Origin of the sequence: Pseudomonas sp. zfem002 (assembly GCF_032621685.1) — a bacterium.
Classification (GTDB): domain Bacteria; phylum Pseudomonadota; class Gammaproteobacteria; order Pseudomonadales; family Pseudomonadaceae; genus Aquipseudomonas; species Aquipseudomonas japonica.
Map to the genome: position 1 here is coordinate 68,854 of NZ_JAVYJH010000003.1, position 26,647 is coordinate 95,500.

Below are 26,647 nucleotides of genomic sequence, written 5' to 3' on the forward strand. Positions count from 1 at the left end.
GGGTAACGTGCCGATGAGGTGCCTTTCATGATGACCCCGAACTTCGAACACGAGCTTGCTCCCAACGAAGCCAACCATGTGCCGCTGTCGCCGCTGTCGTTTCTCAAGCGCGCGGCCCGGGTCTATCCGCAGCGCGATGCGGTGATCTACGGCGAGCGGCGCTACAGCTACCAGCAGTTGCACCAGCGCAGCCGCGCCCTGGCCAGCGCCCTGGAGCGGGTCGGCGTGCAGCCGGGTGAACGGGTCGCGATCCTGGCGCCGAACATCCCCGAGATGCTCGAAGCGCACTACGGTGTGCCGGGCGCGGGCGCGGTGCTGGTGTGCATCAATATTCGCCTGGAGGCGCGCAGCATCGCTTTCATCCTGCGCCATAGCTCGGCCAAGGTGCTGCTCTGCGACCGCGAGTTCGGTCCGGTGGTCCGCGAGGCGCTGGCGCTGCTCGATTCGCCGCCGCTGCTGGTGGGCATCGACGATGCCCAGGCCGATGCCGCCGACCTGGTCTCGGACCTCGACTACGAGACCTTCCTCACCCAGGGCGATCCGGGCCGGCCGCTGAGCGCGCCGCAGAACGAATGGCAGTCGATCGCCATCAACTACACCTCCGGCACCACCGGCGATCCCAAGGGTGTGGTCCTGCATCACCGCGGCGCCTACCTCAACGCCTGCGCCGGTGCCCTGGCCTTCCAGTTCGGGCCGCGCAGCGTCTACCTGTGGACCCTGCCGATGTTCCACTGCAACGGCTGGAGCCACACCTGGGCGGTGACCCTGTCCGGCGGCACCCACGTGTGCCTGCGCAAGGTCCTGGCCCCGGCCATCCATGCTGCCATCGCCGCGCACGGCGTGACGCACATGAGCGCGGCGCCGGTGGTCATGTCCATGCTGATCCACGCCGAGCCCGCCCAGGGCGCGACCAGGAGCGAGCCGGTGTCGCTGATCACCGGCGGCGCGGCACCGCCCAGCGCGGTGATCGCGGCGATGGAGGCACGCGGCTTCAGCATCACCCACGCCTACGGCATGACCGAAAGCTACGGCCCGAGCACGCTGTGCCTGTGGCAACCGGGTATCGACGAGCTGCCGCTGGAGGAGCGCGCCCGCTTCATGAGCCGCCAGGGCGTGGCCCACCCGATGCTCGAAGAGGCCACGGTGCTCGACAGCGAGACCGGTCGTCCGGTGCCCGCCGACGGCGCCACCCTGGGCGAGCTGGTGGTGCGCGGCAACACGGTGATGAAGGGCTACCTGGACAACCCGGAAGCCACCCGCAGCGCGCTGGCCAACGGCTGGCTGCACACCGGCGACCTGGCCGTGCTGCACCCCGATGGCTACGTGGAAATCAAGGACCGGGCCAAGGACATCATCATTTCCGGCGGCGAGAACATCAGCTCGCTGGAAATCGAGGAAGCGCTCTACCTGCATCCGGCGGTGATCGAAGCCGCGGTGGTAGCGCGCCCCGATTCGCGCTGGGGCGAAACCCCGCACGCCTTCGTCACCCTGCGTGACGACGCCCTGGCCAGTGTCAGTGGCGACGACCTGATTCGCTGGTGCCGCCAGCACATGGCGGGCTTCAAGGCTCCGCGCTACGTGTCGCTGGCGGCGCTTCCCAAGACCGCCACCGGCAAGATCCAGAAGTTCGTCCTGCGTGAGTGGGCCCGGGCAGAGGAGGCTGCGACGACCGAAAAGCAACACTGATCGACCCTGCTGATGGCCTAGCTGGTGCTGTTCCAGCGAACCTTTGAAAACGACAATAACTGCGCCCGAAGGGCACGAGGTATGTATGGAATTCCGCTTTGTACTTCCCACCAAGATCGTGATGGAACCTGGTCTGCGCGAGCGCACCGGCGAACATCTGCGTGAACTCGGCCTCAAGCACGTGCTCATCGTGACCGACGCCGGGGTCAAGGCTGCCGGTCTGCTGAACAGCGTGTACACCAGCCTGGAGGCTTCGGGCATTACCTTCGAGGAAATCGCCGATGTGAAGGCCAACCCTCGCAGCGACGACATCAACCAGGCGGCGCAGGTCTACCGCGGCAAGGGCATCGACGGCCTGCTGGCCGTGGGTGGCGGCAGCGCGATGGATGCGGCCAAGGCCATCAGTATCCTGCTGGCCCACGAGGGCCGCATCGAAGACTACGAGGGCTCCTTCACCCTCACCAATGCGTTGCCACCGATCGTGGCGATCCCCACCACCGCGGGTACCGGCAGCGAAGTGACGTGTTTCTCGGTGATCACCGATACCGCCCGCCACTTCAAGATGAACGTCCTCGACTATCGCATCGGCCCGGTGCTGGCCCTGCTCGACTCGCACATCACCGCGACGCTGCCCGCGCCGATCGCCGCCGCGACCGGCATGGATGCCCTGACCCACGCCATCGAGGCCTACACCTGCCGCGTGGCGAACCCGATCAGCGACGGCCTGGCCCTGCATGCCATCCGCCTGATCAGCCGCTACCTCAAGCCCGCCGTGCAGGAGCGCGACAACCTCGAAGCCCGCGAGCAGATGCTCATCGCCAGCCTGATCGCCGGCATGGCCTTCGGCAACGCCGACGTGGGCAGCGTGCACTGCATCTCCGAGGCCATCGGCGGCATGTACGACACCCCGCACGGCGTCGGCAACGCGATCTTCCTGCCGTTCATCTTCGGCCACAACCGCGATGCCGATATCACCCGCCATGCCCAGGTCGCCTACGCGCTTGGCATCGATCCCAACCTCTCGCCTGTCGCCGCCGCCGAGGCTGCCGTCGACTACCTGTTCCAGATGAGCAAGGATCTGGGCATCCCGCGTTTCTCCGGGGTCAAGGGGGTTCGTGTCGAGGACTTCCAGGTCATCGCCGAGAAGTCCAAGAAGAACTTCTCCGACCCGAACAATGCCAAGGAAATGACGGTGGAGACCTATCGCGGCATCATCGCCGCTGCCTACGACTTCGTAGGTTGAGGGGAGACGATCATGAGCCAAGCAACTCCCGGCGTTTCATTGAAGCGCACCCTGGGCCCGTTTTCGGTTCTGCTCTTCGGTCTGGCATTCCTTGCTCCATTGATCGTCTTCGGTACCTACGGGGTCATCTCGCAGGCTAGCCAGAACACCACGGCGATGTCCTACGCCATGGCGGCGATCGGGGTGATCTTCACGGCATTGAGCTACGGTCGTCTGGTCAAGGTATTTCCGGTCGCGGGTTCGGCCTACTTCTACACCCGCAAGATGCTCAGCCCGAATCTCGGGTTCATGGTCGGCTGGGCGGCCCTGCTCGACTATTTCTTCATCCCGATGCTGATCTGGCTGCTCGGCGCCAGCTACCTCGCCATGGCGTTTCCGGAGGTGCCGCAGTGGGTCTGGATCACCGGCTTCATCGTCTCCAGCACGCTGCTGAACGTCCTCGGCATCCAGGTGGCGAACCGCTTCAACGTGACGCTGATGCTGGTCCAGCTGGCCATCATCGTCATGTTCATCGGGCTCTGCTGGCACTACGTCAGTGCTGTCAACGGCCCTGGCGGATTGCTCTCGGTGGAACCGTTCTTCAAGCAGGACGTGCCGTTCTCGACGACCATGGCCGGTGCCGCGATCGCCGCGTATTCCTTCCTCGGCTTCGACGCGCTGTCGACGCTGAGCGAGGAAACCCGTGACCCGACGCGGACCATTCCGCGGGCCATGCTGCTGGTGGCGCTGACCGGCGGCACGGTGTACGTCGGTTCGTCGTACTTCATGCACCTGGTCCATCCGTCGATGGAGTTCGCCAACATCGATGGCGCGGCCTTCGAGATCGCCCGGATCATCGGTGGGGACCTGTTCTTCGCCGTGGTGCTGGCCGGCATCATCGTCGCCCACTTCGCTGCGGGCATGTCGTTCCAGGCCAGCGTGGGGCGGCTGCTGTATGCCCTCGGTCGGGACAACCAGCTGCCACGCAGGCTCTTCGGTTCGCTGAGCGCGCGCTTCAAGACGCCGGTGTTCAACATCCTGCTCAGCGGCGCCTTCGGCACCGTCGGCTTCGGCATGTCGATCGCCACCGCGACCTCGCTGGTGAACTTCGGCGCCTTCCTCGCCTTCACTGCGGTCAACCTCTGTGCGCTGCGCCTGACCTTCGATGCGCAGTCCAGGGACGGGGCGGGTGTGTTTGGTGGCGTGCTGTTTCCGCTCATCGGCCTGGTCACGGCCGGCTGGATGCTGATCAGCCTGGACAAGGACGCCCTGATCATGGGCTGCACCTGGCTGGGCCTGGGCCTGGTCTACCTGGCCTGCCGGACCAGCTTCTTCCGCAGTCCCGTGCCTGAGCCGCTGATCCCGTGAACTGCTGGCCGGGTGCGCGGGCGCCTGGCCTGGCGACGTTTTTTCAATCGAACGCTTCGACAACAATCATCCGGCAAGCCCGCGGGCTTGCCCTCCAATCGCGAGAATCGATATGCAGACCCAGCTTCTGATCAATGGCGCCCTGGTGGACGGCGAAGGCGACAACCTGGCGGTGTACAACCCTTCCCTGGGCAGTGTTCTGGTGCAGACCCGCGAGGCGAGTCGCGCCCAGGTCGACGCCGCAGTGGCGAGCGCGAACGCGGCGTTCGACGGCTGGTCGCAGACCCCGCCGAAAGACCGCGCGACCCTCCTGCTCAAGCTGGCCGACAGCATCGATGCCCATGCCGAGACGTTCGCCCGCCTGGAGTCGGACAACTGCGGCAAGCCGTTCACCGCCGTGCTGCAGGACGAGCTGCCGGCGGTTTCCGACGTGTTCCGCTTCTTCGCCGGCGCGGTGCGTTGCCTGCAGGGCTCGGCGGCGGGTGAGTACATCCCCGGCCACACCTCGATGATCCGCCGCGATGCGGTAGGCGTGGTCGCCTCCATCGCGCCGTGGAACTACCCGCTGCTGATGGCCGCGTGGAAGCTCGGCCCGGCCCTGGCGGCGGGCAACACCGTGGTGCTGAAGCCTTCGGAGCACACGCCGCTGACCACCTTCAAGCTGGCGCAGTTGCTCGCCGGGATTTTCCCCGCGGGCGTGGTCAACATCGTGCACGGGCGCGGTGCCTCGGTGGGTGAACCACTGACCAGCCATCCGCAGGTGCGCATGGTCTCCCTGACCGGCTCCGTTGCCACCGGCAGCCGCATCATCGAAGGCACGGCCGACAGCGTGAAGCGCATGCACATGGAACTGGGTGGCAAGGCGCCGGTGCTGATCTTCGACGACGCCGACATCGATGCCGCTGTCGAGGGCATCCGCGCCTTCGGTTTCTACAACGCCGGTCAGGACTGCACCGCGGCCTGCCGCATCTATGTGCAGAAGGGCGTGTATGCGCAGTTCGTGCGCAAGTTCGGCGAAGCCGTGGCCAGCATCAAGACCGGCCTGCAGGATGACCCGGCGACCGAAATGGGCCCGCTGATCACCCGCGAGCACCTCGAGCGTGTCGAGGGCTTCGTCAAGCGTGCGCTGGAGGTTCCGCACATCGAGGTGGTCACCGGCGGCAAGCGTGCCGAGGGTGACGGATTCTTCTTCGAGCCTACCGTCCTGGCCGGCACGACCCAGGCCGACGAAGTGGTGCGGCGCGAGATCTTCGGCCCGGTGGTGACGGTGTCGGAATTCGAAGACGAAGCGCAGGTGCTGGCCTGGGCCAACGAGTCCGACTACGGCCTGGCCTCGTCGCTGTGGACCGCCGATGTCGGCCGCGCCCACCGCCTGGCCGCTCGCCTGCAGTACGGCTGCACCTGGATCAATACTCACTTCATGCTGGTCAGCGAGATGCCGCATGGCGGCGTGAAGCTGTCCGGCTACGGCAAGGACCTGTCCACCTACGGCCTGGAAGACTACACCGTGGTGCGCCACGTGATGTTCAAGCACTGATAGCAACGACACCGCGACAAGGCCCGCAAGCAAGACTGCGGGCCTGTTCAGACACTGAAAAGAGGTTATGCATGAACAACATCGAGACGTTCGAAAAGCTCGAATCCAACGTGCGGATGTACTGCCGCGACCTGCCGCTGGTATTCGATACCGCGCTGGGCAGCAAGGTCCACGCCGAGGACGGCCGCGAGTACCTGGACTTCTTCGCCGGCGCCGGCGCGCTGAACTACGGCCACAACGATCCGCGCATGCGCGACGCCCTGATCGAGTACCTTTCGGCGAACGGCGTGACCCATGGTCTCGACCTGCACACCAGCACCAAACGCAACTTCCTCGAATCGATCAAGCGTGACCTGTTCGATCCGCGCGGCTGGGACTACAAGGTGCAGTTCACCGGCCCGACCGGCGCCGATGCGGTCGAAGCCGCGCTGAAGCTGGCGCGCAAGGCCACCGGGCGGACCCGCATCGTGTCGTTCTATGGCGCTTACCACGGCATGACCGCCGGGGCCCTGGCCATCACCGGCAACCGTACCCGCCGTGGTGCCGGCCTGTCCTCCGACGTGACCTTCGTGCCTTACGAAGACAGCCCGCACGGCGAATTCGACAGCATCGGCTTCCTCGAGCGCATGGCCAACGACCAGGGCAGCGGCTGGGAATTGCCGGCGGCGGTGATCGTCGAGTCGGTGCAGATCCAGGCGGGTGTGTACGCTGCGTCCAACGAGTGGCTGCAGCGCCTGCGCAAGTGGACCAGCGATAACGGCGTGATTCTCATCTGCGACGAAATCCAGGCCGGCTGTGGCCGTACCGGGGACTTCTTCGGCTTCGAACGTTCCGGCATCCAGCCGGACCTGGTGACCTGCGCGAAATCGATCGGCGGCTTCGGCCTGCCGATGGCCATTGTGTTGATCCGCTCGGCGCTGGACGTGTGGCAGCCCGGCGAGCACATCGGCACCTTCCGCGGCAACCAGCTGGCCTTCCTGACGGCGCAGATCGCGCTCGGCTACTGGCGTGACGAGAGCTTCCTCAAGCTGCTGGCGAAAAACGTCGCGGTGATGGAAGAGGCGGTCGCCGGTTTCGCGCAGATCCCGGGTGTCGCCTCCGCGCGTGCCCGCGGCATGGTCGCCGGCATCGACTTCGGTCGTGGTCGCGTCGCCTACGCCAAGGATGCCCAGCAGCGCGTACTGCAGGCCGGTGTGCTGGTCGACCGCTGCGGTCCGAACGGCGAAGTGATCAAGCTGATGCCGCCGGTGAACATCCCTACCGACCAGCTGGAACTGGGCCTGAAACTGTTCGGCGAGTCGATCGCGGCCGCGCTGAGCCAGTAAACCCCTTGGACCCCTGTGTGGCGATGTCTGTCAGACACCTGCCGCATGGGCCACCGTGCAGTCGATAACCGTCCGCAGGAAGGAAAACCCGCCAATGAGTACTCCGCAATCCACCGTTCAGAACAATCTGTCGTCACACATCCATCCCTACACCAACCTGGCCCAGCACCGTGAGACGGGCCCGATAGTGATCACCGGGGGAGAGGGCGTGCGGGTCATCGACGACCAGGGCAATACCTATATCGAGGCCATGTCGGGGCTGTGGAGCGTGGCACTGGGCTTCAGTGAACAGCGACTGGTGGATGCCGCCGTCGAGCAGTTCAGGCAGTTGCCGTACTACCACAGCTTCAGCCACAAGACCAACGCCCCCGCCGCCGCGCTCGCCGCCAAGCTGGCCGAGCTGGCGCCCGGTGACCTGAACCATGTGTTCTTCACCAGCTCCGGCTCCGAGGCCAACGACTCGGTGGTGAAGATCGTCTGGTACATGAACAACGCACTGGGCAGACCGACGAAGAAGAAATTCATCTCCCGGCAGCAGGCCTATCACGGCGCCACGGTGGCTTCCGCGAGTCTGACCGGGATCCCGGGGATCCATCGCGATTTCGATCTGCCGGCGATCCCGGTGCATCACTTGACCTGCCCGAACTACTACCGGTTCGCCGAGCCTGGCGAAACCGAAGAAGACTTTTCCGCGCGCCTGGCCAACGAGCTGGAGCGCTACATCCTGGCCGAAGGGCCGGAGACCATCGCCGCGTTCATCGGCGAGCCGCTGATCGCCGCGGGTGGCGTGCTGCCGCCGCCCAAAGGCTACTGGGCGGCGATCCAGGCGGTGTGCCGACGCTACGACATCCTGCTGGTGATCGACGAAATCGTCACCGGCTTCGGTCGTCTCGGCACCATGTTCGGCTCCGAGCTGTACGACATCCAGCCCGATGTCCTGGTGCTGTCCAAGCAGCTCACCTCGTCCTATCAGCCACTGGCGGCACTGGTGGTGTCCGATGCGATCCATGACGTCCTGATCAGCCAGAGCGAGCGCCTCGGTTCGTTCGCCCATGGCTTGACCGCCACCAGTCACCCGGTCGCCACCGCGGTCGCACTGGAGAACATCCGCATCATCGAGGAGCGCGATCTGCTCGGCCATGTGCAGCGCCTGGCGCCGATCTTTCAGAGCCGGCTGCGGGCCTTCGCCGACCATCCGCTGGTGGGCGATATCCGTGGTGTCGGGCTGGTGGGCGGGATCGAGCTGGTGGCGGACAAGGCCAGCAAGCGACCGTTCGCGCAGCCGGGAGCGCTGGGCAGCTTCATCTTCAAGCAGGCGCACAAGCATGGCCTGATCATCCGCGCCATCTACGACACCATCGCCTTCTGCCCGCCGCTGATCACCACGGAGGAGGACATCGATGTCATCTTCACGGCGTTCGAGAAGACCTTGAGCGATGCTACGCACTGGGCTCATCTGCAGAAACTGGCCTAGTCCGCGAACGACCAGACGATCGCAAGGACGCGACGGCCGGGGGGCGGATCAGAAGAGCATTTAATGGCGTGTTTTGTGAAGCTTTCGCGGTCACCGCGGAGCACACTCAGTGATAACAACTATAAAAACACCGCTGGAGGTTCCTATGCGCTGCTTTGCGTTTCTATTGGTCGGTGTGACCCTGGCCATGTTCCTGAGTGCTGTCTACGTCTCGAAACCGTCTGTTGCCGGCCAGGCTGTGGCGTCCCATGTCGGACACCCGGTGGCCAGCATCGGTGATGTGTTCAGGGGCTTCTAGGCGCGGGTTTACAAGCGCTTGCGACGTCTGCCGAGAAGACGTGGCTGGCGCTTGACCCCCTGGGTTTTCTGCCAGTTCAGCGGACTCATGCCGAACCAGCGATGAAAGGCGCGGCAGAAACCGCTCGCCTCGGAGTAGCCGAGCATTCTTGCCAGCTCGGCCACGTTGGTCGACGGGCCGCTCAGGTATTCCCGGGCCATGCCCTGGCGAACTTCTTCCAGCAACTGTTGAAAGGACGTGCCTTCCTCGGCCATGGCCTGGCGCAGCGCGTTCGGCGTGAGGGCCATGATGTCGGCGACTTTCTCCGCCGTGGCGCGTCCGCTGGGCAGCAGGTGGCGCAGCAGTTGCCTGATCTGGCTGCACAGCCCGTCGGCGCAGAGTGACTCCAGACGTTCCATCTTCCGGCTCGCCAGGTGATGCACGGCATCATCCGGGGCATTGACCGGCTGTTCGAGCAAGGCGGAGGCGAACACCATGGCAAGACTGTCCGAGTCGAAGCACGGCGACATGCCCAGGGCCTGTACGTAGCGCTCGGGGTCGCTGCCGGGTGAGTGGGGGAGGCGGATCTCATCGGGCAGCCAGTGGGCGCCCAGCAGTAAGCGCATCAGTTGCATACCCACCGCGCAACCCAGTTCCTGCGCCTGGCGCACACCCGGCATTTCAGGCTGGTGGACGTGGTAGCTGAGGGTGGTCAGGCCGTTTTCGCTGACCAGGCCAATGTCGGCGGCGCCGTTGTACAGCCGATAGTGCGTGCGCAACTCCGTCAGCGCCTCACCCACGGTATGCGTATTGCGCAGCAGGAAGAGCAGGTCGCCGAAGGCGCTGGAGGCCTGGAACAGGCCGTAGTGCAGGCCGAACAGCGGGTTTCCCGAGTGGATGCTACACACCTCCAGCAGGGCGCAGTACTGCTGGTAGGGATACAGCGCGTCCTCGCCCTGCAGGCTTTGCAGGGGCAGGCCGATCAGCTTGAGCATCTGCGCAGGATCGAGCCCTTGCCGGGTGGCGAATTCCTGGAAGCCGATCAGGCTGATGGTGCGCACGAAAGGGGTCATGGGCATGGTGGTGATGGCTCCGCGGACTGGCCCTCCTGCCTGGCCAGCGGTTCGCACTGCAGTTGGCGTTTCCATTGCTGCGGGCTGACCCCATGCCAGCGGCTGAAGGCCCGCGAGAACGCACCCAGCTGGGCGTACCCGAGCAGTTCCGCCAGTCGCGTCAGGCTGATCGCCGAGTCGCGCATGAAGCGCGTGGCCAGTGCTTGCCGGGTGTCGTCGAGCAGTGCCTGGAAACTCGTGCCTTCTGTCATCAGGTAGCGCTGCAGGGTGCGCGGGCTGATCGTCAGGTCGGTGGCGATCTGTTCGAGGGTGACCCGCCCATGCAGCATGCGCCCGCGTATCAGCTTCTGCACGTAGGCGGGCAGCTCGTGCAGCTCGATATCGCTTAGCTCCTCCTGCAACTGGCGCATCCATTGCGTGGTCCGTTCATCGCGCTCGACCAGGCGCAGGCCGAGCAACGCCGGGTCGAACAGCCAGGCGTTTTCCAGGCTGGCGAAGCGTGGCGTGACCCCCAGCAGGCGCCGGTAGGCCGCCAGGTCCACGCCGCCGCCGGTGTGGCGCAGGAGCAGACCGGAGGGATGCCAGTGCTGTTTGCCCAGGTGCTGCATGAGCTGCGCGGTCATGCCGGCCGCCAGTTCCACCGCCTGGCGTACGCGGGGGATGTCCGCGTCGATGACCTGGAACGACAGGCGGGCAGGGTCGGCATGCCGTTCGAGATGGAATTCCACGGCGCTGCCGTAGCCATGGTTGGGTTGACTCAAGGCCTCCAGTACCTCGCCGACGGTGCTCGCGTTGGCGGCCAGCGGACCCAGGTTGCCGAGCCCGCGCAGACCATGCTGCAGGCCGAACTCGAGGCCGAACAGCGGGTTGCCCGAACGCTGCGCGCACAACTCGAGCAGGTCGTTGAAGCGGCGGGTATCGAGGGGGTCGTCAGGGCTGACGGCTGCGAGCGAAAAATCGGCGAGGAGGGCGCGGGAGTCCAGCCCCTGGGTGAAGGCAAATTCGTCGAAGCCCAGCAAGGCGGTGCCACGGATACTAGATGCCATCTGCGAAGTCCCGAATCGTCAATCGAGGCAGCGGAGTGTCATGCCGCTTTGCAGGGGCGTGGATCCGTGCCGGGTCGTTGCAGGCCTTGCCTATATTCTGGCGGAGGTTGTGAAGCTTTTCTTGGTTTCGATGCATCAGACTTTTGTTCGTGCCAGTGGGTGGCGGAGGGCTTGACCACGCATCGGCTTTTTCGCCGGCCGCTGGTGTACCGCAGCCTGTGCTGATCCGGGTAAAAAAAGAGGGGCGATGAGCGTTTCGCCCCTAAAGGGAAGTCGTTCTACTGCAGGTGCCCACCCACCAGGGACAGCAGGGTGCCGATCAGCGAGGGTGGGAAGTCATGACCCAGCCCCGGCAACAGCACCAGCTTCGCACCCGGCACCGCGGCCGCGGTGGCGAACCCACCGCTGGTCGCGACGATCAGGTCCTTGTCGCTATGGATGACCAGTGTGGGACAGGTAATGCGCTTGAGCTCCTCGGTGCGATCGCCCGAGTTGATGATGGCGCCGATCTGCCTGGCGGTGCCGAGGTTGCTCGCCTCGCCACCGCCGCGCTCCCAGGCCTCGGCGGCATAGTCGCGCAGCGCCTGCTCATGCCATTCGAGCGTCGTGCCGATGAGGCGCATGATGTCCACATAGTCGCGCACGCTTTCCTGCTGGTTCCGTGGAGGGCGGCGCAGCAGTTGCAGAATCGTCTTGAACGTCGGCTGGCCTACCCGCTGCGAACCCGTGGTGGAGAAGATCGAGGTGAGGCTGCTCACCCGCCCGGGATACCGGGCGGCGAGGGTCTGGGCGATCATGCCGCCCATCGACATGCCCACCACGTGCGCGGTTTCCAGCTGCAGGTGATCCATCAGGCCGATCACGTCAGCGGCCATGTCTCCCAGGTCGTAACCCGTGGTCGGCTTGCGGAAGAACTGCTGCAGCACCGTGGGTGGCGCGACCTGGGTGAAGAAGGATCTGCCCGAGTCGCGGTTGTCCAGGGTGATGACGCGCAAGCCCTTGTCGACCAGGCCGTTGATGAACGCCTGCGGCCAGTAGGTCAGCTGCAGCCCCAGGCCGACGATGAGCAGGACCGGTGGGGCGTTGTCGGCCCCATGGCTGCGATAGCACAGCTGGCGCTCGCCAGGCAGCTCGCAGAACCGATCGATACTCATCGCCGGCTGCTCTTCTGCAGTTCGACGCCGTTGTGCTGGCGACTCGCAGGGACTGCGCTGAACATCAGGCTGGGGTTGGCGACCTCGCCTTTGCGCAGCAGTTTGACGTCACGGAAGTAGTCCATCGACATCACCCAGGGTTCGGCCGGCCCCTGCCGTGGCATGCCGTCCAGCGCGCGCTGCACGTAGCCGGCGCCGAAGTCCAGCAGCGGACGGGTTTCGATTCCCGCTGGCGCCTTGGGTTCGCAGACGTTGTGGCCTTTCTTGTCCATGTAGTCGAGCAGGCGACAGAAGTGATCGCACAGCAGGCAGACTTTCAGGGTCCACGAGGAGTTGGTGTAGCCCACCGCGAAGGCGAAGTTGGGCACGCCGGAGAGCATCATGCCCTTGTAGGCCAGGCTCTGGCTGTACACGACCGGTTTGCCGTCCTTGTGCAGGGCGATGCCGCCGAACAGCTGCACGTTGAGGCCGGTGGCGGTGATGATGATGTCCGCCTTCAGTTCCTTGCCGGATTTCAGACGCACGCCCGACTCGGTGAAGCGGTCGATATGGTCGGTGACGATGTTCGCCCGGCCGGCACTGATCGCCTTGAACAGGTCGCCCTCGGGAACGGTGCACAGGCGCTGGTCCCAGGGGTTGTACGGCGGGTTGAAGTGGACGTCCACCGGGTAGTCTTTCGGCAATTCCTTTTTGGTCAGCCAGAGCAGCAATTTGCGCGAAAGTTTCGGGAAGCGCTGGCAGAACGCCCAGAATGCCAGGGTGATCTTGGCGTTCTTGTAGCGTGTCAGCGAATACGCGGTCTGCGCCGGGAAGATCTTGCGCAGGAACGCGGCGACGGAATCGTTGGCCGGCTGGTTGATGATGTACGACGGGGTGCGCTGCAGCATGGTGATGCTGGCCACCTTGTCGACCATGGCCGGGATCAGGGTCACGGCGGTGGCGCCGCTGCCGATCACTACCACCCGCTTGCCGCTGTAGTCCAGGTCTTCCGGCCAGTGCTGGGGATGGACGATCTGCCCCTTGAATTGCTCGGCGCCTTCGAAGCGTGGGCTGAAACCCTGGTCGTAGCGGTAATAGCCGCCCGCGCTGAACAGCCAGCGGCATTCGACGGTGCGGGTTTCAGTGGTCCTGCCATCCTCGATCTGCACCGCCCACAGGCCCTTGTCGCTCTGCCAGTTGGCCGAGACGACTTTCTGCTGGTACTGGATGTAGGGGTCCAGGGCGTACTCGTCGATGGCTTCGCGCAGGTATTCGAGAATATCCGCGGCGTCTGCCAGGGACTTGGCCTTGGTCCAGGGCTTGAAGTCGAAACCGAAAGTGAACAGGTCCGAGTCGGAACGGATGCCGGGATAACGGAACAGGTCCCAGGTGCCGCCCATTCGCTCGCGGGACTCAAGAATCGCGAAGGTCTTGTTTGGCTGGTTGCGTCGCAGGTAGGCCGCCGCACCAATGCCAGAAACACCGGCGCCAATGATCAGGATATCGAGCGGCTCAACGGGAAGAGCATTGTGTGAGGACATGTCGCCTCCTATTGTTGTGTTATAGAGACTTGGTCAAGTGACTTGATCGCTTGATATAAGCATAGAATTGCCGGATCGGGCGATGCAAGGTGCAAATTGCACACGTTTGCTATCGCTTTGGGACAATTTGCACCAAATGCCAGTGCGGAGCGGGGGGCGGGGGCGGTTATCGGGTCAGGCCAGGCGCTTGCGCGAGGGGGTGGGAGCGAGGTTCCCGGTGCGCGGGGGAGGGCGCTGATGCTGCTGTCGGACGAGCCGGCGTTCGGCTCGTCGAGTTGCTTTCGTCCGGCACCGCGCAGGGTGCCGGCGGACGTTGTCTCAGTAGCTGGCCACCAGCAGTTTCACTGCCTGGCAGGCGGTCTCGGTTTCGTTTTCCAGGCGCTCGTGGTCGCCATGGGCGGACCAGGCGAGCAGCAGGCCGTCGAACAGATTGATCAGCAGGCGGCTGACGGTCGTCAGTTGCACCGGATCAAGCTGGGCGCCGGCGACCTTGGCGATGGCCTGTTCGGTGGCCTGGACGGAAACCGTGTAGATCTTGGTTGCCATTTCCGGGTTGTTGCGCAGGTTCCAGAAGAACAGCTCGAACTGTGTCGTCGCCAGTTCAGGGTGGTCGGTGAACCAGTTGACCAACTGACGCAGCATCTCGGCGACCGATTCCGCCGCCGTGGTGCCCTTGGGAACGTGCTGCAGCGACTCCTGGGGCATGTTGATCAGCGATTCGTAGACCGCATAGAACAACTCGTCCTTGGTGTGGAAAACATAGTGCAGCGACGCCAGGGGAGAATCCGCTGCCGCGGCGATACGACGGGTAGTGGCGTTGGCTATCCCATGTTCGGCGATCACCTTCACGGTGGCTTCAATGAAGTCTTGTCTGCGCAGTTCTGCGCCCATTCGAGCCATAAAGGCGTACTCCTTATTCAGTGTTGCCGCCAGCCAACTGGTACGGCGTCGATGCTGATGAATGCTAACGCATGGTCGTTCCCCAATCCATGAGCCGCTGCGATTGCGCGCAGCGCGTCGGTGTGGGGCATGCCACAGCGGTTGCGTTCGTGGCGTGCGCCGGATTCGTTACTGTTTCGTTAATTCCCGAAACCATCCTTTGCAGGGCACGGTAGTCCGCTGTGCATGGGTATATCGGTATCACCAGCGCCAGGTAATTCCACTCCCGACCACGCATTCGCGCGTGTTTTTGCAGCACTCGGTTCGATAGGCACGTAAATTGCCTTGTTCAAATGACTTGGTCAACTGATCATGTCTAATGACCAGAACCACAGAACCACGACACACAGGGGTAGGAAACCGATGAACACGCAAAAACTCTCGACGGTAAGCCGCGACACGCCTATCGAGCAGGTGGTGGAGATCATCCGGCGGGACGGCGCCGTGGTCATTGCCGACTTCGTCTCGCAACAGACCCTGGCCACCCTCGCCGAGGAGCTGGACCGCTATCTGAACGTGACCCCCTGCGGTGTCGATCCGTACTTCGCAGGCACCCAGACCCGGCGTGTGGCGCGCATTATCGGGCGCAGCGACACGGCGGTGGACGTGGCCCTGGATCCACTGTTTCTCGAATCGGCCAGGCAGATACTGCAGACCCCGACCCATGTCTGGGTAGGCAGCGAGCGCGTCGAGGTCGCACCGGACATTCAGCTCAGCATCACCCAGGCCATCCAGATCGGTCCGGGGCAGGGCCTGCAGCCGCTGCACCGCGACGATGCCACTTCGCTCTGGCGCCACCCGCAATATGGCCGCGAGGCGCGCCTGCAGATGATGCTGGCGGTTTCCGACTTCACCGAGGAGAACGGCGCGACCCGGGTCATTCCCGGAAGTCACCAATGGGATGACGAGCGCATGCCGACCCAGGAAGAAACCATTCCGGCGGAAATGAAGGCGGGCTCGGCGCTGCTGTGGATGGGTTCGGTGTACCACGGTGGTGGCGCCAACACCTCGGCGGCCCCCCGCACGGGCCTGACGATGGCCTACGACCTGGCCTTCCTGCGCCTGGAGGAGAACCACTACCTGTCCCTGCCCATCGAGCGCGTGCGCCAGTTGCCGGCGCAGATGCAGCGCCTGCTGGGCTGGAGTTCGAGCTCGACGTTGCTGGGCTGGGTGGAAATCGATGGCCAGATGCGCGACCCGCAAGCGCTTCTCGACATGCCGTCCTTCACCGAGCCGGGCAAGGATTTCTGACTTTATCGAATCGATCGACCGGGGCTTTCCCAGTCGATCAGTAAACAACTGCACTGCCGATCTTCCTCATGCGGGCGATGTCGTGTCCGCTGCAATGCTCATGCATGCGGAATGTTCACAGAGCCCACGTAGGAGTGGTGTGAATGGAAATGTCAAACAAAGTGGCCCTCGGCGATTCTGGCGTGATGAGGTTTCGCAGCCTTGGCGGCTGGGTCGAGCGTCCGCTCGACCTGCAACCGGAGCTGAAAGGTCATGAACATGCTGACGTGATCGTGGTCGGCGGCGGCTTTGCCGGTCTCTCGGCGGCCCTGGAACTGGCGGCGCGTGGTGCCAGTGTCATCCTCCTGGAGCAGGAGTTCTGCGGCTTCGGTGCCAGCGGCCGCAATGCCGGCTATCTCCTCGGCAGTATGGGCATCGAGTTCGATCTCTTCATCAAGCGCGTGGGCCTGGAGCAGGCACGACAGTTCGTCAGCCTCTACGACGTGGGGGTCACCTATGTGGAAGGGCGTTTCAACGCGCTGGGTATCGAGTGTGACTACAACCCTTCGGGGATCATCCGCGCCGCTGTCCATCCCAGCCAGGAAAAACGCCTGCGCGCGAATATGCAGTTGGGCGAGAAGCTGGGCTCGTCGACACGCTTTGTCGACGCCGCGGAAATGCGCGCCCGTGGTATTCCGCCAGCGTTCCTGTTCGGCAGCGAGCAGCGCGGCGGCACCCTGAATCCCGGCAAGTACGTCGGCGCCCTGCGCCGTGCCGCGCTCAAGGCGGGGGTCAGGCTGTACGAACGCACGCCGCTGCTGTCCTACAGCGAAGGCCCGGTGATCACCTGCAAGACCGCGCTGGGCAGCGCGACCGCCCCGGTCATGCTCCTGGCTACCAACGCCTATACGCCCCAACTTGGGCTGCTGCGCAACAAGGTCGCACCGATTCGGGTGTCGGCGATCGAAACCCAGCCGCTGTCGGCCAAGCAGTTGGCGTCCCTGGACTGGAAGGGGCGGGAGGGGCTGATCACTCCGCACTTCACCATGGAGAGCCACCGCCTGACCGCGCATGACACGATGGTGCTGACCACCAAGCAGCTGAATTATGTGTACGGTTCGAAGACCCCCAACATTCCGGATCACAATGCCTACGCCGCCCTGGCCCAAGGGCTGCGCGAGCGCTTCCCGATGTTGCAGGGGCTGGGCATCCAGCACTGCTGGAGCGGCTACATCAGCGCGGCCTATGACGCGCTGCCGGTGGTCGGTACGACCGGGGCCAAACAGAACATTTTCTATTCCGCGGGGTGTTCAGGGCATGGCCTGGCCTCGCAGTCGCTGATGGGTGCGCTGCTCGCCGCGCAGATCAGCGGAGAAGCGCCGGAGTTGTTCGCGGCCATGCAGCACAAGACGCCGTCCATGCTGCCCGAGCCCTTCCAGTGGTGCGCGATGAAGTCCGCCCTGGCGACCGCCAAGCTGTTCGATTCATGGACCAACAAGAAAGTGCGTAAAGACAATGTCTTGAACGGCTGAGCGCGATCTTCGCGCAGTTGCGACAAGGCATTCGCCGATTTTCTATCCCTAGAGGCTGTCATCGTGGAACCGAGAGATTTATTTGCCCTGCTTGCATGCATTGCCCTGGTCATTTCCGGGTTGTTTTATGGCGTGGCGTTCATCAGGAGAAACAATTACCTGCTGGGCCTTGAATTCCTCATCGTGGGTATCTCCGCCTCCAACTTCACCACGTTCATCGCCACGGGCTGGCAATTGAACTACGACATCGCGCTGTTTCTCGATGCCTTCTCCCGCGGCGTTGGCGTACCGATCATCGCGACCCTCGGCCTGATGGCGCTCACCCACGGCTACCGGCCCTCTCGCGCAACGGACATCGTCCTGTTCGTCGGTGGCTTTGCCGCGACATTCGTCTACCACCTTTCCGATGCCTTCAAGGCGCCACTGCCGTACTTCTATCTGGTCATGTGGTCGCTCTACACCCTGTACCTCTGCTGCTTCATCTGGCGCCTGGCGCGGGCCAGGGAGTTCTTCCACGTCCTGACCACGATCGTGGGCGGGGTAGCGGGGCTGACCATCGCGATCCGCAATGATTTCTTCCCGATTCCGGGCGATGACACCAAGCTGATCTTCATGACCTACGCCCTGCTGACCTGGGCCTATTCGATCGTGCAGTTGTACTACGCCTACACGGCGCTGGAGCGCTCGCAGGCAAGCACCGCGCACACTTTCGCGCATTCCCGCTGACGCCGGGGCGAATGGCCAACTGTTCGTTTCGACGCGCAACTCCATGGCGGGCCTCGGCCTGCATTTTTCCACCGCCCCTCGGGGCGGTTTTTTTATGCCTGGCATTCGGGGGCGGCCTGCCATGCCTTCGCCTGTGACACAACTAGACTCAAATGCGTGAGGTAACAACCCGATGCGCTTGCCTTGGCCGGGTTACAGCGCCCCATGAGCAGGCATCGCCTGGTAACACATGTTTCCTTAATTCCCATGATGGGGCAGGGCTGTGCCAGATCAACTCCTGGGTCGGATATATAAGTTATTGATTTTAAAGGATAAATTAAACGAAAAGCGATTCTGGCATATGGCTTGCGTCTTGATCGAGTGACATGGTCAGTTGATCAGGTCAGGTGACCAAGAGAAGTGACGGGCGCTGACTCTTCCTCCAGGGAAGGTACAGCCACCGGTCAAGGCCCATTGTTTGAGGATCCTCCAATGAAAGAAGTGACTGAACGGCTGGAAGGTGAAGTGTCCGCCCGCCGTGTGATCAGGCAACTGCTCGTGAGCATCGTGGCGTCGTCCACGATCTGCTCGGTGCAGGCCGCGACTGGCCCCGAGGCGCTGGGTTCGCAACTGACCCCTCTGGGCGGTGAGGTCGCGGCAAGTTCCAGTGGGGACATTCCGGCCTGGACCCAGCCTGGTCCACAAGGGGCGGGATGGAGTTACGGCCAGGTCCGCGGTGATCACTGGAAGTTCAAGGGCGACAAGCCGCTGTACAGCATCGACTCGAACAATGTCGCGCAGTACGCGAGCAAGCTTGCCCCCGGTCAGCTCGAGCTGTTCAAGAAAGTGCCGGGCTATCGCATGGAGGTCTATCCGACCCGGCGTACCTGCAGCGCGCCTGACTTCGTGGTGGACAACACCCGGCAGAACGTTGGCTTCGCCAAGCTCGATGCCGCCGGGCTCGCCCTCGAGGAGGCGCATGTGCCGGGTGTCCCGTTCCCGATGCCGGGCAACGGTGCCGAGGTGATGTGGAACATGAAGATGCGCTATCGCGGTACCGGCGTGGAAATCCCGCGGAGCATTTCCGGGATTTCGCCACGCAAGGGCGGCGAATGGCTGCGTCAGTCGACGGACACGTTCTTCTACACCCCCTGGGGTAAAAAAGGCAGTTCGCTGTTCTCGTCCTACGGTCGCCTGGAAAACGCCACCTTCTTCAGCTTCCAGGAACCCGCCGCGCTGGCCGGTCAATCCGCAGTGCAGACCGCCGTCGCCGGCGAACAGGCGACGAGCTTCTACTACTTCCCGGGTCAGCGTCGCGTACGGCGCATGCCGTCGTATTCCTACGACGCGCCGCAGATCGGCCTGGACAACCAGTACACCGTCGATGAAGCGAACGTGTTCTTCGGCGCGATGGACCGTTTCGACTGGAAACTGGTGGGCAAGCAGGAACTGCTGGTGCCTTACAACGACTTCGGCGCCTATGACACCGGGGCCAAGGTAGAAGCCTTCGCCGGCAACGATTCGCTGGCCCCGCAGGCGCGCCGCTACGAGCTGCATCGCGTCTGGGTGGTCGAGGCCAACGTTCGCCAGGGCATGCGCCACCAGGCGCCGAAACGCATGTTCTACATCGATGAGGACAGCTGGAACCCGCTGGTCGCGGTCGACTACGACAAGCAAGGGCAGATCTGGAAAGTGCGCGAAGGTTTCTCGATCCCGGTGTACGAAACGGGCGCTTGCGACGTGCAGGCCCAGGTCCAGTACAACCTGGCGGATGGCCGCTACCTGTTCGACATGACTTCGGTCGGCGCAGGCAAGAACGATATCCGCTGGCTCGTCGAGGACACCGGCAGTCCGCGCCTGAAACGTGACTTCTTCACTTCCGACAACCTGCGAGCCATGAGCGAACGCTAAAACGACGTCAGATCGAGAGCCAACATGAAAAGAATAATTACGAAAGCGTCAGGCCTTGTCATCGCGTGCGCAACCCCGTTGGCAATGGGGTTCACATTTGAAACCGAAAACATCCAGGGTTCGTTCGACTCGACGATCGCCGTAGGCATGGGACTGCGTACGGAATCGCGGGGCTGCAACCTGATCAACCAGGGCGTCAGCGGGCACAACGCGCCCTCCGGCTGCCTGGCACAGACCTCGGGCATAGGCGACCAGGGCGACCTGAACTACGACCGCGGCGATATGTTCACCAACTACCTCAAGGGCACCCACGAGCTGTTGCTGAAGCTGCCCGACGACTACACCTTCATGGCGCGTGGCACCTGGATCCGCGACTTCGCCGCCACCGACACCACCGGCACGCAGTCGTTCTACACCCCCGAGAGCGTCGGCAGCGACGGCCTCAGCGACGACGCCCGCGATGACCTCAAGTTCAAGACCCGCCTGCTCGACCTGTGGGTGAGCAAGAGCTTCGACGTGGGCGACCAGCGCGTCCGTGCCCGCCTGGGTAACCAGGTGATCAACTGGGGCGAAAGCCTGTTCGTGCAGGGCGGCATCAACAACACCAACGCCTACGATATGCAGGCCCTGGCGCGCCCCGGCGTGCAGCTCAAGGAAGCGGTGCTGCCGGCGCCGATGATCAGCGTCGCCTCGGGCCTGGGCTCCGGGGTGAACATCGAGGCCTACTACCAGTTCCGCTGGAACAAGAGCGAATTGCCGCCGGTGGGCAGCTACTGGTCCACGACGACCGGGCTCGGCGAGGGCAAGAAGGACTACGGCTACTCCGACAAGGATGCCCGCGACAGCGGCCAGTGGGGTCTCTCGTTGCGCTGGCAGCCGGAGGACAGTGACGTCAACTACGGCTTCTACGTGATGCGTTATCACGACAAGCTGCCGTCGTTGAGCGTGGACATCCTCGATCCGGCCACTTTCGCCGCGGCGCCGGTCTGGCGCTACCAGGAAGACCGCATGCTGTACGGCATCAGCGCCAACATGCCGATCGGCGACTGGGCCGTCGGCACGGAGCTGTCGTACCGTCCGAAGGACTCGGTAGCGCTCAACCCGGTCATCGACCTGTGCACCAACAATGGCGGCAAATGCTGGAAGGACGAGAAGAAGTTCCAGTGGCACCTGACCGGCCTGTACAGCTTCACCCCGTCCAACTCCCCGGACCTTCTCGACTTCCTTGGCGCCAGCACCGGTACCTTGCTGAGCGAACTGGTGGTCATCAAGTACCCGGGCCTGCATGACGAGTACAACGGCGAACCACTCGCGGCCGGTCTCAACACCTGGCAGCTGGATCCGACGACCGCGCCCCGCGCGCATGGCGACAAGACCTCGTCGGGGGTCAACCTGGACCTGAGCTTCACCTACGACGGCACCTTGCTGCCGGGCTGGCAAGTGACCCCGGGTGTCTTCTATTCGCGCTCCCTGGGCGGGCGCACGCCCAACCTGGCCGCGACCTTCACCGAAGACGCCAGCAGCATGAACCTCTACCTGAACTTCGTGCGAAATCCGGCCAGTTGGCAGATCTCGCTGAACTACGCGACGTTCATGGGCGGTGATACCCCTTACGACCAGCTGTACCGTGACCGCGATTATGTCGGTGTCGCGATCTCCCGTACCTTGTGAGGCCTGCTGTGAACGGTTCCGTAAAGCTATCTGAAACCCCGGCGCGCGGCTTGCTGTCGCGCGTCGAGGGGGTCTTGTTCGGGCATCGCCGGCTGGTGCTGGCGATCCTGGCCGTTTTCACCCTGGTCATGGCCTGGTTCGCCGTACAACTGCGCATGGATGCCGGTTTCGAGAAGCAATTGCCGATCGGTCACGAATACATCAAGACATTCGAGGCCTATCGCAATGACCTGCTCGGGGCGAACCGCCTGACCCTCGTGGTCAAGGCCCGCAATGGCAGCATCTGGAGTGCCGCGGGCCTGAAGCGGCTGTACGACGTCACCCAGGCGGTTACCTTCCTCCCGGGTGTATCGCGCAGCAGCGTGCGTTCGTTGTGGACGCCCAATGCTTTTGTCAACGAGATCACCGAGGAGGGGTTCCGCGCCGATCCACTGGTGCCGGGAACGGTTTCTCCCGAGCACCTCGATGAGCAGATCATCGGCAGGATCGCCAGCTCCACCGCGCAGGGTGGCTTTATCGGGACCCTGGTTTCCCGTGATCAGAGCAGCGCGATGATCACGGTGGAACTCAACGAGTACGATGCCAGTGGTGCGCACCTGGACTATGTCGCCTTCAACCATGTGCTGGAACGGGAGATCCGCCAGCCGTTCGAGGATGGCGAGTTCGAAGTGCAGATCATCGGTTTCGCCAAGCAGATCGGCGATATCGCCGACGGTGCTTCGGCGGTGCTGGAGTTCTGCCTGCTGGCCTTGCTGCTGACCGCGGCCGCGGTCTACTGGTACTGCCACTCGGTGCGTTTCACCCTGCTGGCGCTGGTGTGTTCGCTGGCGTCGCTGGTCTGGCAGTTCGGTAGCCTGCGCCTGCTCGGCTACGGTCTCGATCCGCTGGCGGTGCTGGTGCCGTTCCTGGTCTTCGCCATCGGCGTCTCCCACGGCGTGCAGCAGATCAACTTCATCGTGCGCGAGATCGCCATCGGCAAGAGCGCCGAGGAGGCCGCGCGTTCCAGCTTCAGCGGCCTGCTGATCCCCGGCACCCTGGCGCTGGTGACGGCCCTGGTGTCGTTCGTGACCCTGCTGCTGATCCCGATCCCGATGGTCCGCGAACTGGCCATCACCGCGTCCCTCGGCGTGGCCTTCAAGATCATCACCAACCTGGTGATGCTGCCGTTGGTGGCGTCGATGCTGCGGGTCGGCGACACCTACGCCGCCACCCAGGAAATCTCCCGGGAGCGTCGCAGCCGCTGGCTGCACGGTCTGGCCCGGCTCGCCGAGCCGCGCAACGCGCAGTGGGTACTGGGCGCCGCGCTGGTGGTCTTCCTGGTGGCGATCTGGCAAAGCCATGACCGCGTCGTCGGCACCTTGCAGGCCGGTGCGCCGGAGTTGCGCGAGGACTCGCGTTTCAACCGTGACGCGGTGTCCATCGCCAGCAACTACGACATCGGCCTGGACTGGCTCAGCGTGGTCTTCGAAGTCAACAGCGACGCTGGCGGCGAGGGCAGCACGGTCGCCTGCGAAAACGTCGCCCTGGGCCAGTACCAGGATCGTTTCGTCTGGGCCATGCAGGGCGTGCCCGGGGTGCTCTCGGTCGCCTCGTTCTCGAGCAACATGCGCCAGTTCAACGAGGGCTACAACGAGGGCAATCCGAAGATGTCGACGGTGCCCATCGATCCGCTGAACTACGCCGCGCTGGCCACCGAGGTCGCGCGCACGCCCGGACTGATGCGCGTCGACTGCAGCATGACCGCCGTGCACCTGTACCTGGCCGACCACAAGGCCACCACGATCAACAAGGTGGTCGAAGCGGCCAAGGCGTTCCGCAGCGAGTATCCGCTGCCGGGCGTTTCGGTGCGTCTGGCCTCGGGCAACGCCGGGGTCCTGGCCGCCATCAACGAAGAGGTGGAGAAGAGCGAGACGCCGATGCTGCTGTACGTCTACGCCGCCATCGCCTTGCTGGTGTTCGTGGTCTATCGCGATCTGCGCGCGGTGCTGGTGTGCTGCCTGCCGCTGACCATCGGTACCTTCATCGGCTACTGGTTCATGAAGGAACTGCAGATCGGCCTGACCATCGCCACCTTGCCGGTGATGGTGCTGGCCGTGGGGATCGGCGTGGACTATGCGTTCTACATCTACAACCGCCTGCAGTTGCACCAGGCCCATGGCCAGTCGATCACCAAGGCGGTCGAGTACGCGCTGCTCGAAGTGGGCGTGGCCACCATCTTCACCGCGATCACCCTGGCCATCGGCGTGGCCACCTGGGCATTCTCCGACCTCAAGTTCCAGGCCGACATGGGCAAGCTGCTGGCCTTCATGTTCATCGTCAACATGATCATGGCCATGACCGTGCTGCCGGCCTTCGCTGTCTGGCTGGAACGGGTGTTTCCGCGCAAGCGTCCGGTGCGCATGATCGGCGCGTTGCTGCATTGAGGAGAGAAGCATGCGATACACGGTTTCATTGATGGCCGCCCTGGTCGTTGCGGCACTGCCGTTCGGGGCACTTCAGGCCACGCCGCTGCAGGCGCTGCCCGCCGTCCAGGCGAGCAACGCGACCCAGGCCACCATGCTCGATGCCGTCTGGGCGGGGCCGCGGGTGGTGGCCGTGGGCGACCACGGCGTGGTGCTGTTGTCCGATGATCACGGCGCACGTTTCCGTCAGGCGAGCGCGGTACCGGTTTCCACCCCGCTGACCGGCGTGTCGTTCGTCGATGCGCAGCATGGCTGGGCCGTGGGCCACTGGGGGGCGATTCTCGCCACCACGGACGGCGGTGAGTCCTGGCAGGTCCAGCGCCTGTCCAGCGAAGAGGATCGTCCGCTCTTCGCCGTGCATTTCTTCAATGCGCAGCAGGGCGTTGCGGTTGGCCTCTGGTCGCTGGTGCTGACCACCGAGGACGGCGGGCAGACCTGGAGCGAACAGTCCCTGCCGGCGCCTCCCGGGTCGAGCAGGGCTGACCTCAACCTGATGGGCCTGTTCGCCGACGGCAAAGGCAAGCTGTATGCGACGGCGGAGCACGGCCAGGTGCTGTGTTCCGAAGACCAGGGCAAGAGCTGGCGTTATCTGGACAGCGGTTACGAAGGTACCCTCTGGTCCGGCGCGGTGCTGGCCGACGGCAGTCTGCTGGTGGGTGGTCAGCGCGGCACGCTGTTGCATGGCAATGCCGATGGCAGCGACTTCCGCCGCCTGCCGATGCAGAGCAAGGGTTCGGTTACCTCTGTCGCGGTCTCCGGGTCGCGGGTGCTGGTGGCCGGTCTGGACGGCCTGATGGCGGTGAGCAGCGACGGTGGCAACAGTTTCCAGGAGCAGCAGGCGGCCGACGGCGTTTCGCTGACGGCGGCGCTGCTCGATGCCGACGGTGCGCCGCTGCTGTTCTCACGGCGTGGCGTGGTGCCTGGGCAGAAATGACTGGCGTTGGGCAATGAAGAAGGCCGGGCGTTGAATTGGCGCCTGGCCTTTTTTGGCAAAAATGGATGAAAACCGCTTGCTCCTGCATCCGGCATAGGTATCTACACATCTTCGAAGGCTTGTCGGGGGACCGCATCAAGGCCGGCAGGTGCCTGTCTTGAGTGTTGCAGCGCCCTCAAGATCGAGCGCCGCCCGCGCGGCGCATCGCGGATGAATCCGCTCCCACATTTGTTGCAACGTGCCATGGCCTGTGGGATTTGGGTTGTCAGCCTTTGTTTTTTCGGCGATGTATCGCGGGGAGGCTGCTGGGTTCGACTCGATATCGAGTCGACCACAAAAGGCGGTCAACCATAGCCTGTCAGACATAGGCACGTTGCAACAAATGTGGGAGCGGATTCATCCGCGATGCGCCGCGCGGGCGGCGCTCGATCTGGAGGGCGCTGCAAGGCTCAAGACAGGCACCTGGCAGCCTTGATGCGGTCCCCCGACAAGCCTTCGAAGATGCGTAGATACCTATGCGGCACCGACACCGACACCCGCCCCCCAGCACCCCCCGAAATTCCGTGAAGAACCCCAGCGCGAAAAGGTTCGGGGGCGGCAAGCCACCCCCGAATCCATCCTTAGAGTTCCAGATGGTCCGCCAGATCCGCGTAGTTGTGCTGCCACAGGCCCGGGCTGCCCGCCGGATACTGCGAGCGGAAGCCGATGATCTTCTGCACGCGCGGAGACAGCGTGCGCACCACTTCGATCGGCACGATCAACGGGTAGGCTTCTTCAGGCGTGAGGATCGACGCCTGCATGGGGATCGTCAGGCCGCGGCGATACTGATCGGCGGTGACGTTCGCGCCGCCGCCGTGCACCACCTTGCCGCCGAACAGCACCGCATCACCGGCTTTGAGCACGGCGGGAATGGTCATCTCCGGCGTGCCGACCTCTTCGAAATCGTCCCAGTCCTGGCTGCCGGGGATCATGCGGGTGGCGCCGTTCTCCTCGGTGAAATCGGTCAGGGCCAGCATCAGGTTGGTGATGGCGCGCGGTGCATGCTTGTTCTGGGCGACAAAGGGGGCGTACTGCATCGCGTCGCGATGGAGCATCTGCGCCCTGTTGCCCGGGCCGATCTCGATCAACTGCGCGGTGGTCAGCCACCAGTCACCGCACTCCGGTGCGTACAGCGCATGGCCCACGGCGTGGAACAGATCGTCATCGAGGACTTCCTCGCGGAAGGTCTTGCTCAGGGTAATCAGGTTGGTCAGGCGTTTGGTCTGATAGCCATGGAACTCCGCGATCAGCTCGTGATCGTGCTTGGAGCCGGCGTTGAGCGCGGCCAGCGGTGCATCGAGTTCTTCGTTGATCCGCGTCACTTGCTCGGGCGTCAGGAAGCCGCGGATGATGACCGCGCCAGCCTGATCGCTCAGCGCAGCGATTTCTTCCGCTGAGGTCGAGCGAGTCGCGATCGGCAGGCTGGGCAGGGATTCGCGAAGGGAAGACGACATGGAAAACACTCCAGATATGAGGACGGTTTGCGCTCGGGTGGCTTGCATTCGGGGCCGATGGATCGGCATCACCGAACAAGTCCGCCAG

At 64.0% G+C, this 26,647-nt stretch carries 19 protein-coding genes; 13 read left to right on the forward strand and 6 right to left on the reverse strand.

Going from position 1 to position 26,647, the window contains the following annotated elements; translation table 11 throughout:
• Window positions 1-27: 27 nt before the first annotated feature.
• The 6 genes from RTI28_RS06270 (at window position 28) to RTI28_RS06295 (ending at window position 8,612) form a co-directional block, all read left to right on the forward strand.
• Complete coding sequence (locus RTI28_RS06270; RefSeq protein ID WP_316919645.1) at window positions 28-1,686, forward strand: AMP-binding protein; 1,659 nt, start codon at window positions 28-30, stop codon at window positions 1,684-1,686.
• An 85-nt stretch (window positions 1,687-1,771) separates the two neighbouring features.
• Window positions 1,772-2,929: an iron-containing alcohol dehydrogenase gene (locus RTI28_RS06275; RefSeq protein ID WP_316919646.1), complete on the forward strand. Its 1,158-nt coding sequence runs from the start codon at window positions 1,772-1,774 to the stop codon at window positions 2,927-2,929.
• Between the two features lie 12 nt (window positions 2,930-2,941).
• Window positions 2,942-4,276, forward strand: a complete 1,335-nt coding sequence (locus RTI28_RS06280) for an APC family permease (RefSeq protein ID WP_316919647.1) — start codon at window positions 2,942-2,944, stop codon at window positions 4,274-4,276.
• Between the two features lie 112 nt (window positions 4,277-4,388).
• A complete protein-coding gene (locus RTI28_RS06285) occupies window positions 4,389-5,813 on the forward strand; it encodes a gamma-aminobutyraldehyde dehydrogenase (RefSeq protein ID WP_316919648.1) in 1,425 nt (474 codons plus the stop codon).
• A 71-nt stretch (window positions 5,814-5,884) separates the two neighbouring features.
• The gene (locus tag RTI28_RS06290) at window positions 5,885-7,138 is read left to right on the forward strand and encodes a diaminobutyrate--2-oxoglutarate transaminase (protein ID WP_316919649.1); all 1,254 of its coding nucleotides are present in this window, start codon (window positions 5,885-5,887) and stop codon (window positions 7,136-7,138) included.
• Between the two features lie 94 nt (window positions 7,139-7,232).
• On the forward strand, window positions 7,233-8,612 hold the full coding sequence (locus RTI28_RS06295; RefSeq protein WP_316919650.1) for an aspartate aminotransferase family protein: 1,380 nt from the start codon (window positions 7,233-7,235) through the stop codon (window positions 8,610-8,612).
• 306 nt (window positions 8,613-8,918) lie between these two features.
• Here the strand turns inward: RTI28_RS06295 and RTI28_RS06300 are convergent, their stop codons facing one another.
• From RTI28_RS06300 to RTI28_RS06320, 5 genes are all read right to left on the reverse strand, one after another.
• Window positions 8,919-9,968 carry an AraC family transcriptional regulator gene (locus RTI28_RS06300; protein ID WP_316919651.1) on the reverse strand — a complete coding sequence of 350 codons (1,050 nt, stop codon included), beginning with the start codon at window positions 9,966-9,968 and terminating at the stop codon, window positions 8,919-8,921.
• Entirely contained in the window at window positions 9,959-11,008 is a 1,050-nt protein-coding gene (locus RTI28_RS06305; RefSeq protein ID WP_316919652.1) for an AraC family transcriptional regulator, read from the reverse strand. Before RTI28_RS06305 ends, RTI28_RS06300 begins: the two co-directional genes overlap by 10 nt.
• 278 nt (window positions 11,009-11,286) lie before the next feature.
• Window positions 11,287-12,162, reverse strand: coding sequence for an alpha/beta hydrolase (locus RTI28_RS06310; protein ID WP_316919653.1), 876 nt, complete (start codon window positions 12,160-12,162; stop codon window positions 11,287-11,289).
• The gene (locus tag RTI28_RS06315) at window positions 12,159-13,682 is read right to left on the reverse strand and encodes an NAD(P)/FAD-dependent oxidoreductase (protein WP_316919654.1); all 1,524 of its coding nucleotides are present in this window, start codon (window positions 13,680-13,682) and stop codon (window positions 12,159-12,161) included. The genes RTI28_RS06310 and RTI28_RS06315 overlap by 4 nt, the downstream gene beginning before the upstream one ends.
• Before the next feature lie 318 nt (window positions 13,683-14,000).
• Window positions 14,001-14,582, reverse strand: a complete 582-nt coding sequence (locus tag RTI28_RS06320; RefSeq protein WP_316919655.1) for a TetR/AcrR family transcriptional regulator — start codon at window positions 14,580-14,582, stop codon at window positions 14,001-14,003.
• 402 nt (window positions 14,583-14,984) lie between these two features.
• On the opposite strand from RTI28_RS06320, the gene RTI28_RS06325 reads away from it, so the two are divergent.
• The 7 genes from RTI28_RS06325 (at window position 14,985) to RTI28_RS06355 (ending at window position 25,066) form a co-directional block, all read left to right on the forward strand.
• The gene (locus RTI28_RS06325; RefSeq protein WP_316919656.1) at window positions 14,985-15,872 is read left to right on the forward strand and encodes a phytanoyl-CoA dioxygenase family protein; all 888 of its coding nucleotides are present in this window, start codon (window positions 14,985-14,987) and stop codon (window positions 15,870-15,872) included.
• A 143-nt stretch (window positions 15,873-16,015) separates the two neighbouring features.
• Complete coding sequence (locus RTI28_RS06330) at window positions 16,016-17,383, forward strand: FAD-binding oxidoreductase (RefSeq protein WP_316919657.1); 1,368 nt, start codon at window positions 16,016-16,018, stop codon at window positions 17,381-17,383.
• A gap of 63 nt (window positions 17,384-17,446) precedes the next feature.
• On the forward strand, window positions 17,447-18,109 hold the full coding sequence (locus RTI28_RS06335; protein ID WP_316919658.1) for a hypothetical protein: 663 nt from the start codon (window positions 17,447-17,449) through the stop codon (window positions 18,107-18,109).
• Between the two features lie 471 nt (window positions 18,110-18,580).
• Window positions 18,581-19,999 (forward strand): DUF1329 domain-containing protein, encoded by a 1,419-nt coding sequence (locus tag RTI28_RS06340; protein WP_316919659.1) that lies wholly within the window; start codon window positions 18,581-18,583, stop codon window positions 19,997-19,999.
• Between the two features lie 24 nt (window positions 20,000-20,023).
• A complete protein-coding gene (locus tag RTI28_RS06345) occupies window positions 20,024-21,670 on the forward strand; it encodes a DUF1302 domain-containing protein (protein WP_316919660.1) in 1,647 nt (548 codons plus the stop codon).
• An 8-nt stretch (window positions 21,671-21,678) separates the two neighbouring features.
• Window positions 21,679-24,093: an efflux RND transporter permease subunit gene (locus RTI28_RS06350; protein WP_316919661.1), complete on the forward strand. Its 2,415-nt coding sequence runs from the start codon at window positions 21,679-21,681 to the stop codon at window positions 24,091-24,093.
• Window positions 24,094-24,103: 10 nt separating this feature from the next.
• Complete coding sequence (locus tag RTI28_RS06355) at window positions 24,104-25,066, forward strand: WD40/YVTN/BNR-like repeat-containing protein (protein WP_316919662.1); 963 nt, start codon at window positions 24,104-24,106, stop codon at window positions 25,064-25,066.
• A gap of 620 nt (window positions 25,067-25,686) precedes the next feature.
• On the opposite strand, the gene RTI28_RS06360 is transcribed toward RTI28_RS06355, so the two are convergent.
• A complete protein-coding gene (locus RTI28_RS06360) occupies window positions 25,687-26,559 on the reverse strand; it encodes a phytanoyl-CoA dioxygenase family protein (RefSeq protein ID WP_316919663.1) in 873 nt (290 codons plus the stop codon).
• Between the last annotated feature and the right edge of the window lie 88 nt (window positions 26,560-26,647).

Bases quoted from the DNA above. Each gene is read 5' to 3' on its own strand.
- RTI28_RS06270 (WP_316919645.1), top strand. From the start codon at position 28: ATGATGACCCCGAACTTCGAACACGAGCTTGCTCCCAACGAAGCCAAC.
- RTI28_RS06275 (WP_316919646.1), top strand. From the start codon at position 1,772: ATGGAATTCCGCTTTGTACTTCCCACCAAGATCGTGATGGAACCTGGT.
- RTI28_RS06280 (WP_316919647.1), top strand. From the start codon at position 2,942: ATGAGCCAAGCAACTCCCGGCGTTTCATTGAAGCGCACCCTGGGCCCG.
- RTI28_RS06285 (WP_316919648.1), top strand. From the start codon at position 4,389: ATGCAGACCCAGCTTCTGATCAATGGCGCCCTGGTGGACGGCGAAGGC.
- RTI28_RS06290 (WP_316919649.1), top strand. From the start codon at position 5,885: ATGAACAACATCGAGACGTTCGAAAAGCTCGAATCCAACGTGCGGATG.
- RTI28_RS06295 (WP_316919650.1), top strand. From the start codon at position 7,233: ATGAGTACTCCGCAATCCACCGTTCAGAACAATCTGTCGTCACACATC.
- RTI28_RS06300 (WP_316919651.1), bottom strand. From the start codon at position 9,968: ATGCCCATGACCCCTTTCGTGCGCACCATCAGCCTGATCGGCTTCCAG.
- RTI28_RS06305 (WP_316919652.1), bottom strand. From the start codon at position 11,008: ATGGCATCTAGTATCCGTGGCACCGCCTTGCTGGGCTTCGACGAATTT.
- RTI28_RS06310 (WP_316919653.1), bottom strand. From the start codon at position 12,162: ATGAGTATCGATCGGTTCTGCGAGCTGCCTGGCGAGCGCCAGCTGTGC.
- RTI28_RS06315 (WP_316919654.1), bottom strand. From the start codon at position 13,682: ATGTCCTCACACAATGCTCTTCCCGTTGAGCCGCTCGATATCCTGATC.
- RTI28_RS06320 (WP_316919655.1), bottom strand. From the start codon at position 14,582: ATGGCTCGAATGGGCGCAGAACTGCGCAGACAAGACTTCATTGAAGCC.
- RTI28_RS06325 (WP_316919656.1), top strand. From the start codon at position 14,985: ATGAACACGCAAAAACTCTCGACGGTAAGCCGCGACACGCCTATCGAG.
- RTI28_RS06330 (WP_316919657.1), top strand. From the start codon at position 16,016: ATGGAAATGTCAAACAAAGTGGCCCTCGGCGATTCTGGCGTGATGAGG.
- RTI28_RS06340 (WP_316919659.1), top strand. From the start codon at position 18,581: ATGAAAGAAGTGACTGAACGGCTGGAAGGTGAAGTGTCCGCCCGCCGT.
- RTI28_RS06345 (WP_316919660.1), top strand. From the start codon at position 20,024: ATGAAAAGAATAATTACGAAAGCGTCAGGCCTTGTCATCGCGTGCGCA.
- RTI28_RS06355 (WP_316919662.1), top strand. From the start codon at position 24,104: ATGCGATACACGGTTTCATTGATGGCCGCCCTGGTCGTTGCGGCACTG.
- RTI28_RS06360 (WP_316919663.1), bottom strand. From the start codon at position 26,559: ATGTCGTCTTCCCTTCGCGAATCCCTGCCCAGCCTGCCGATCGCGACT.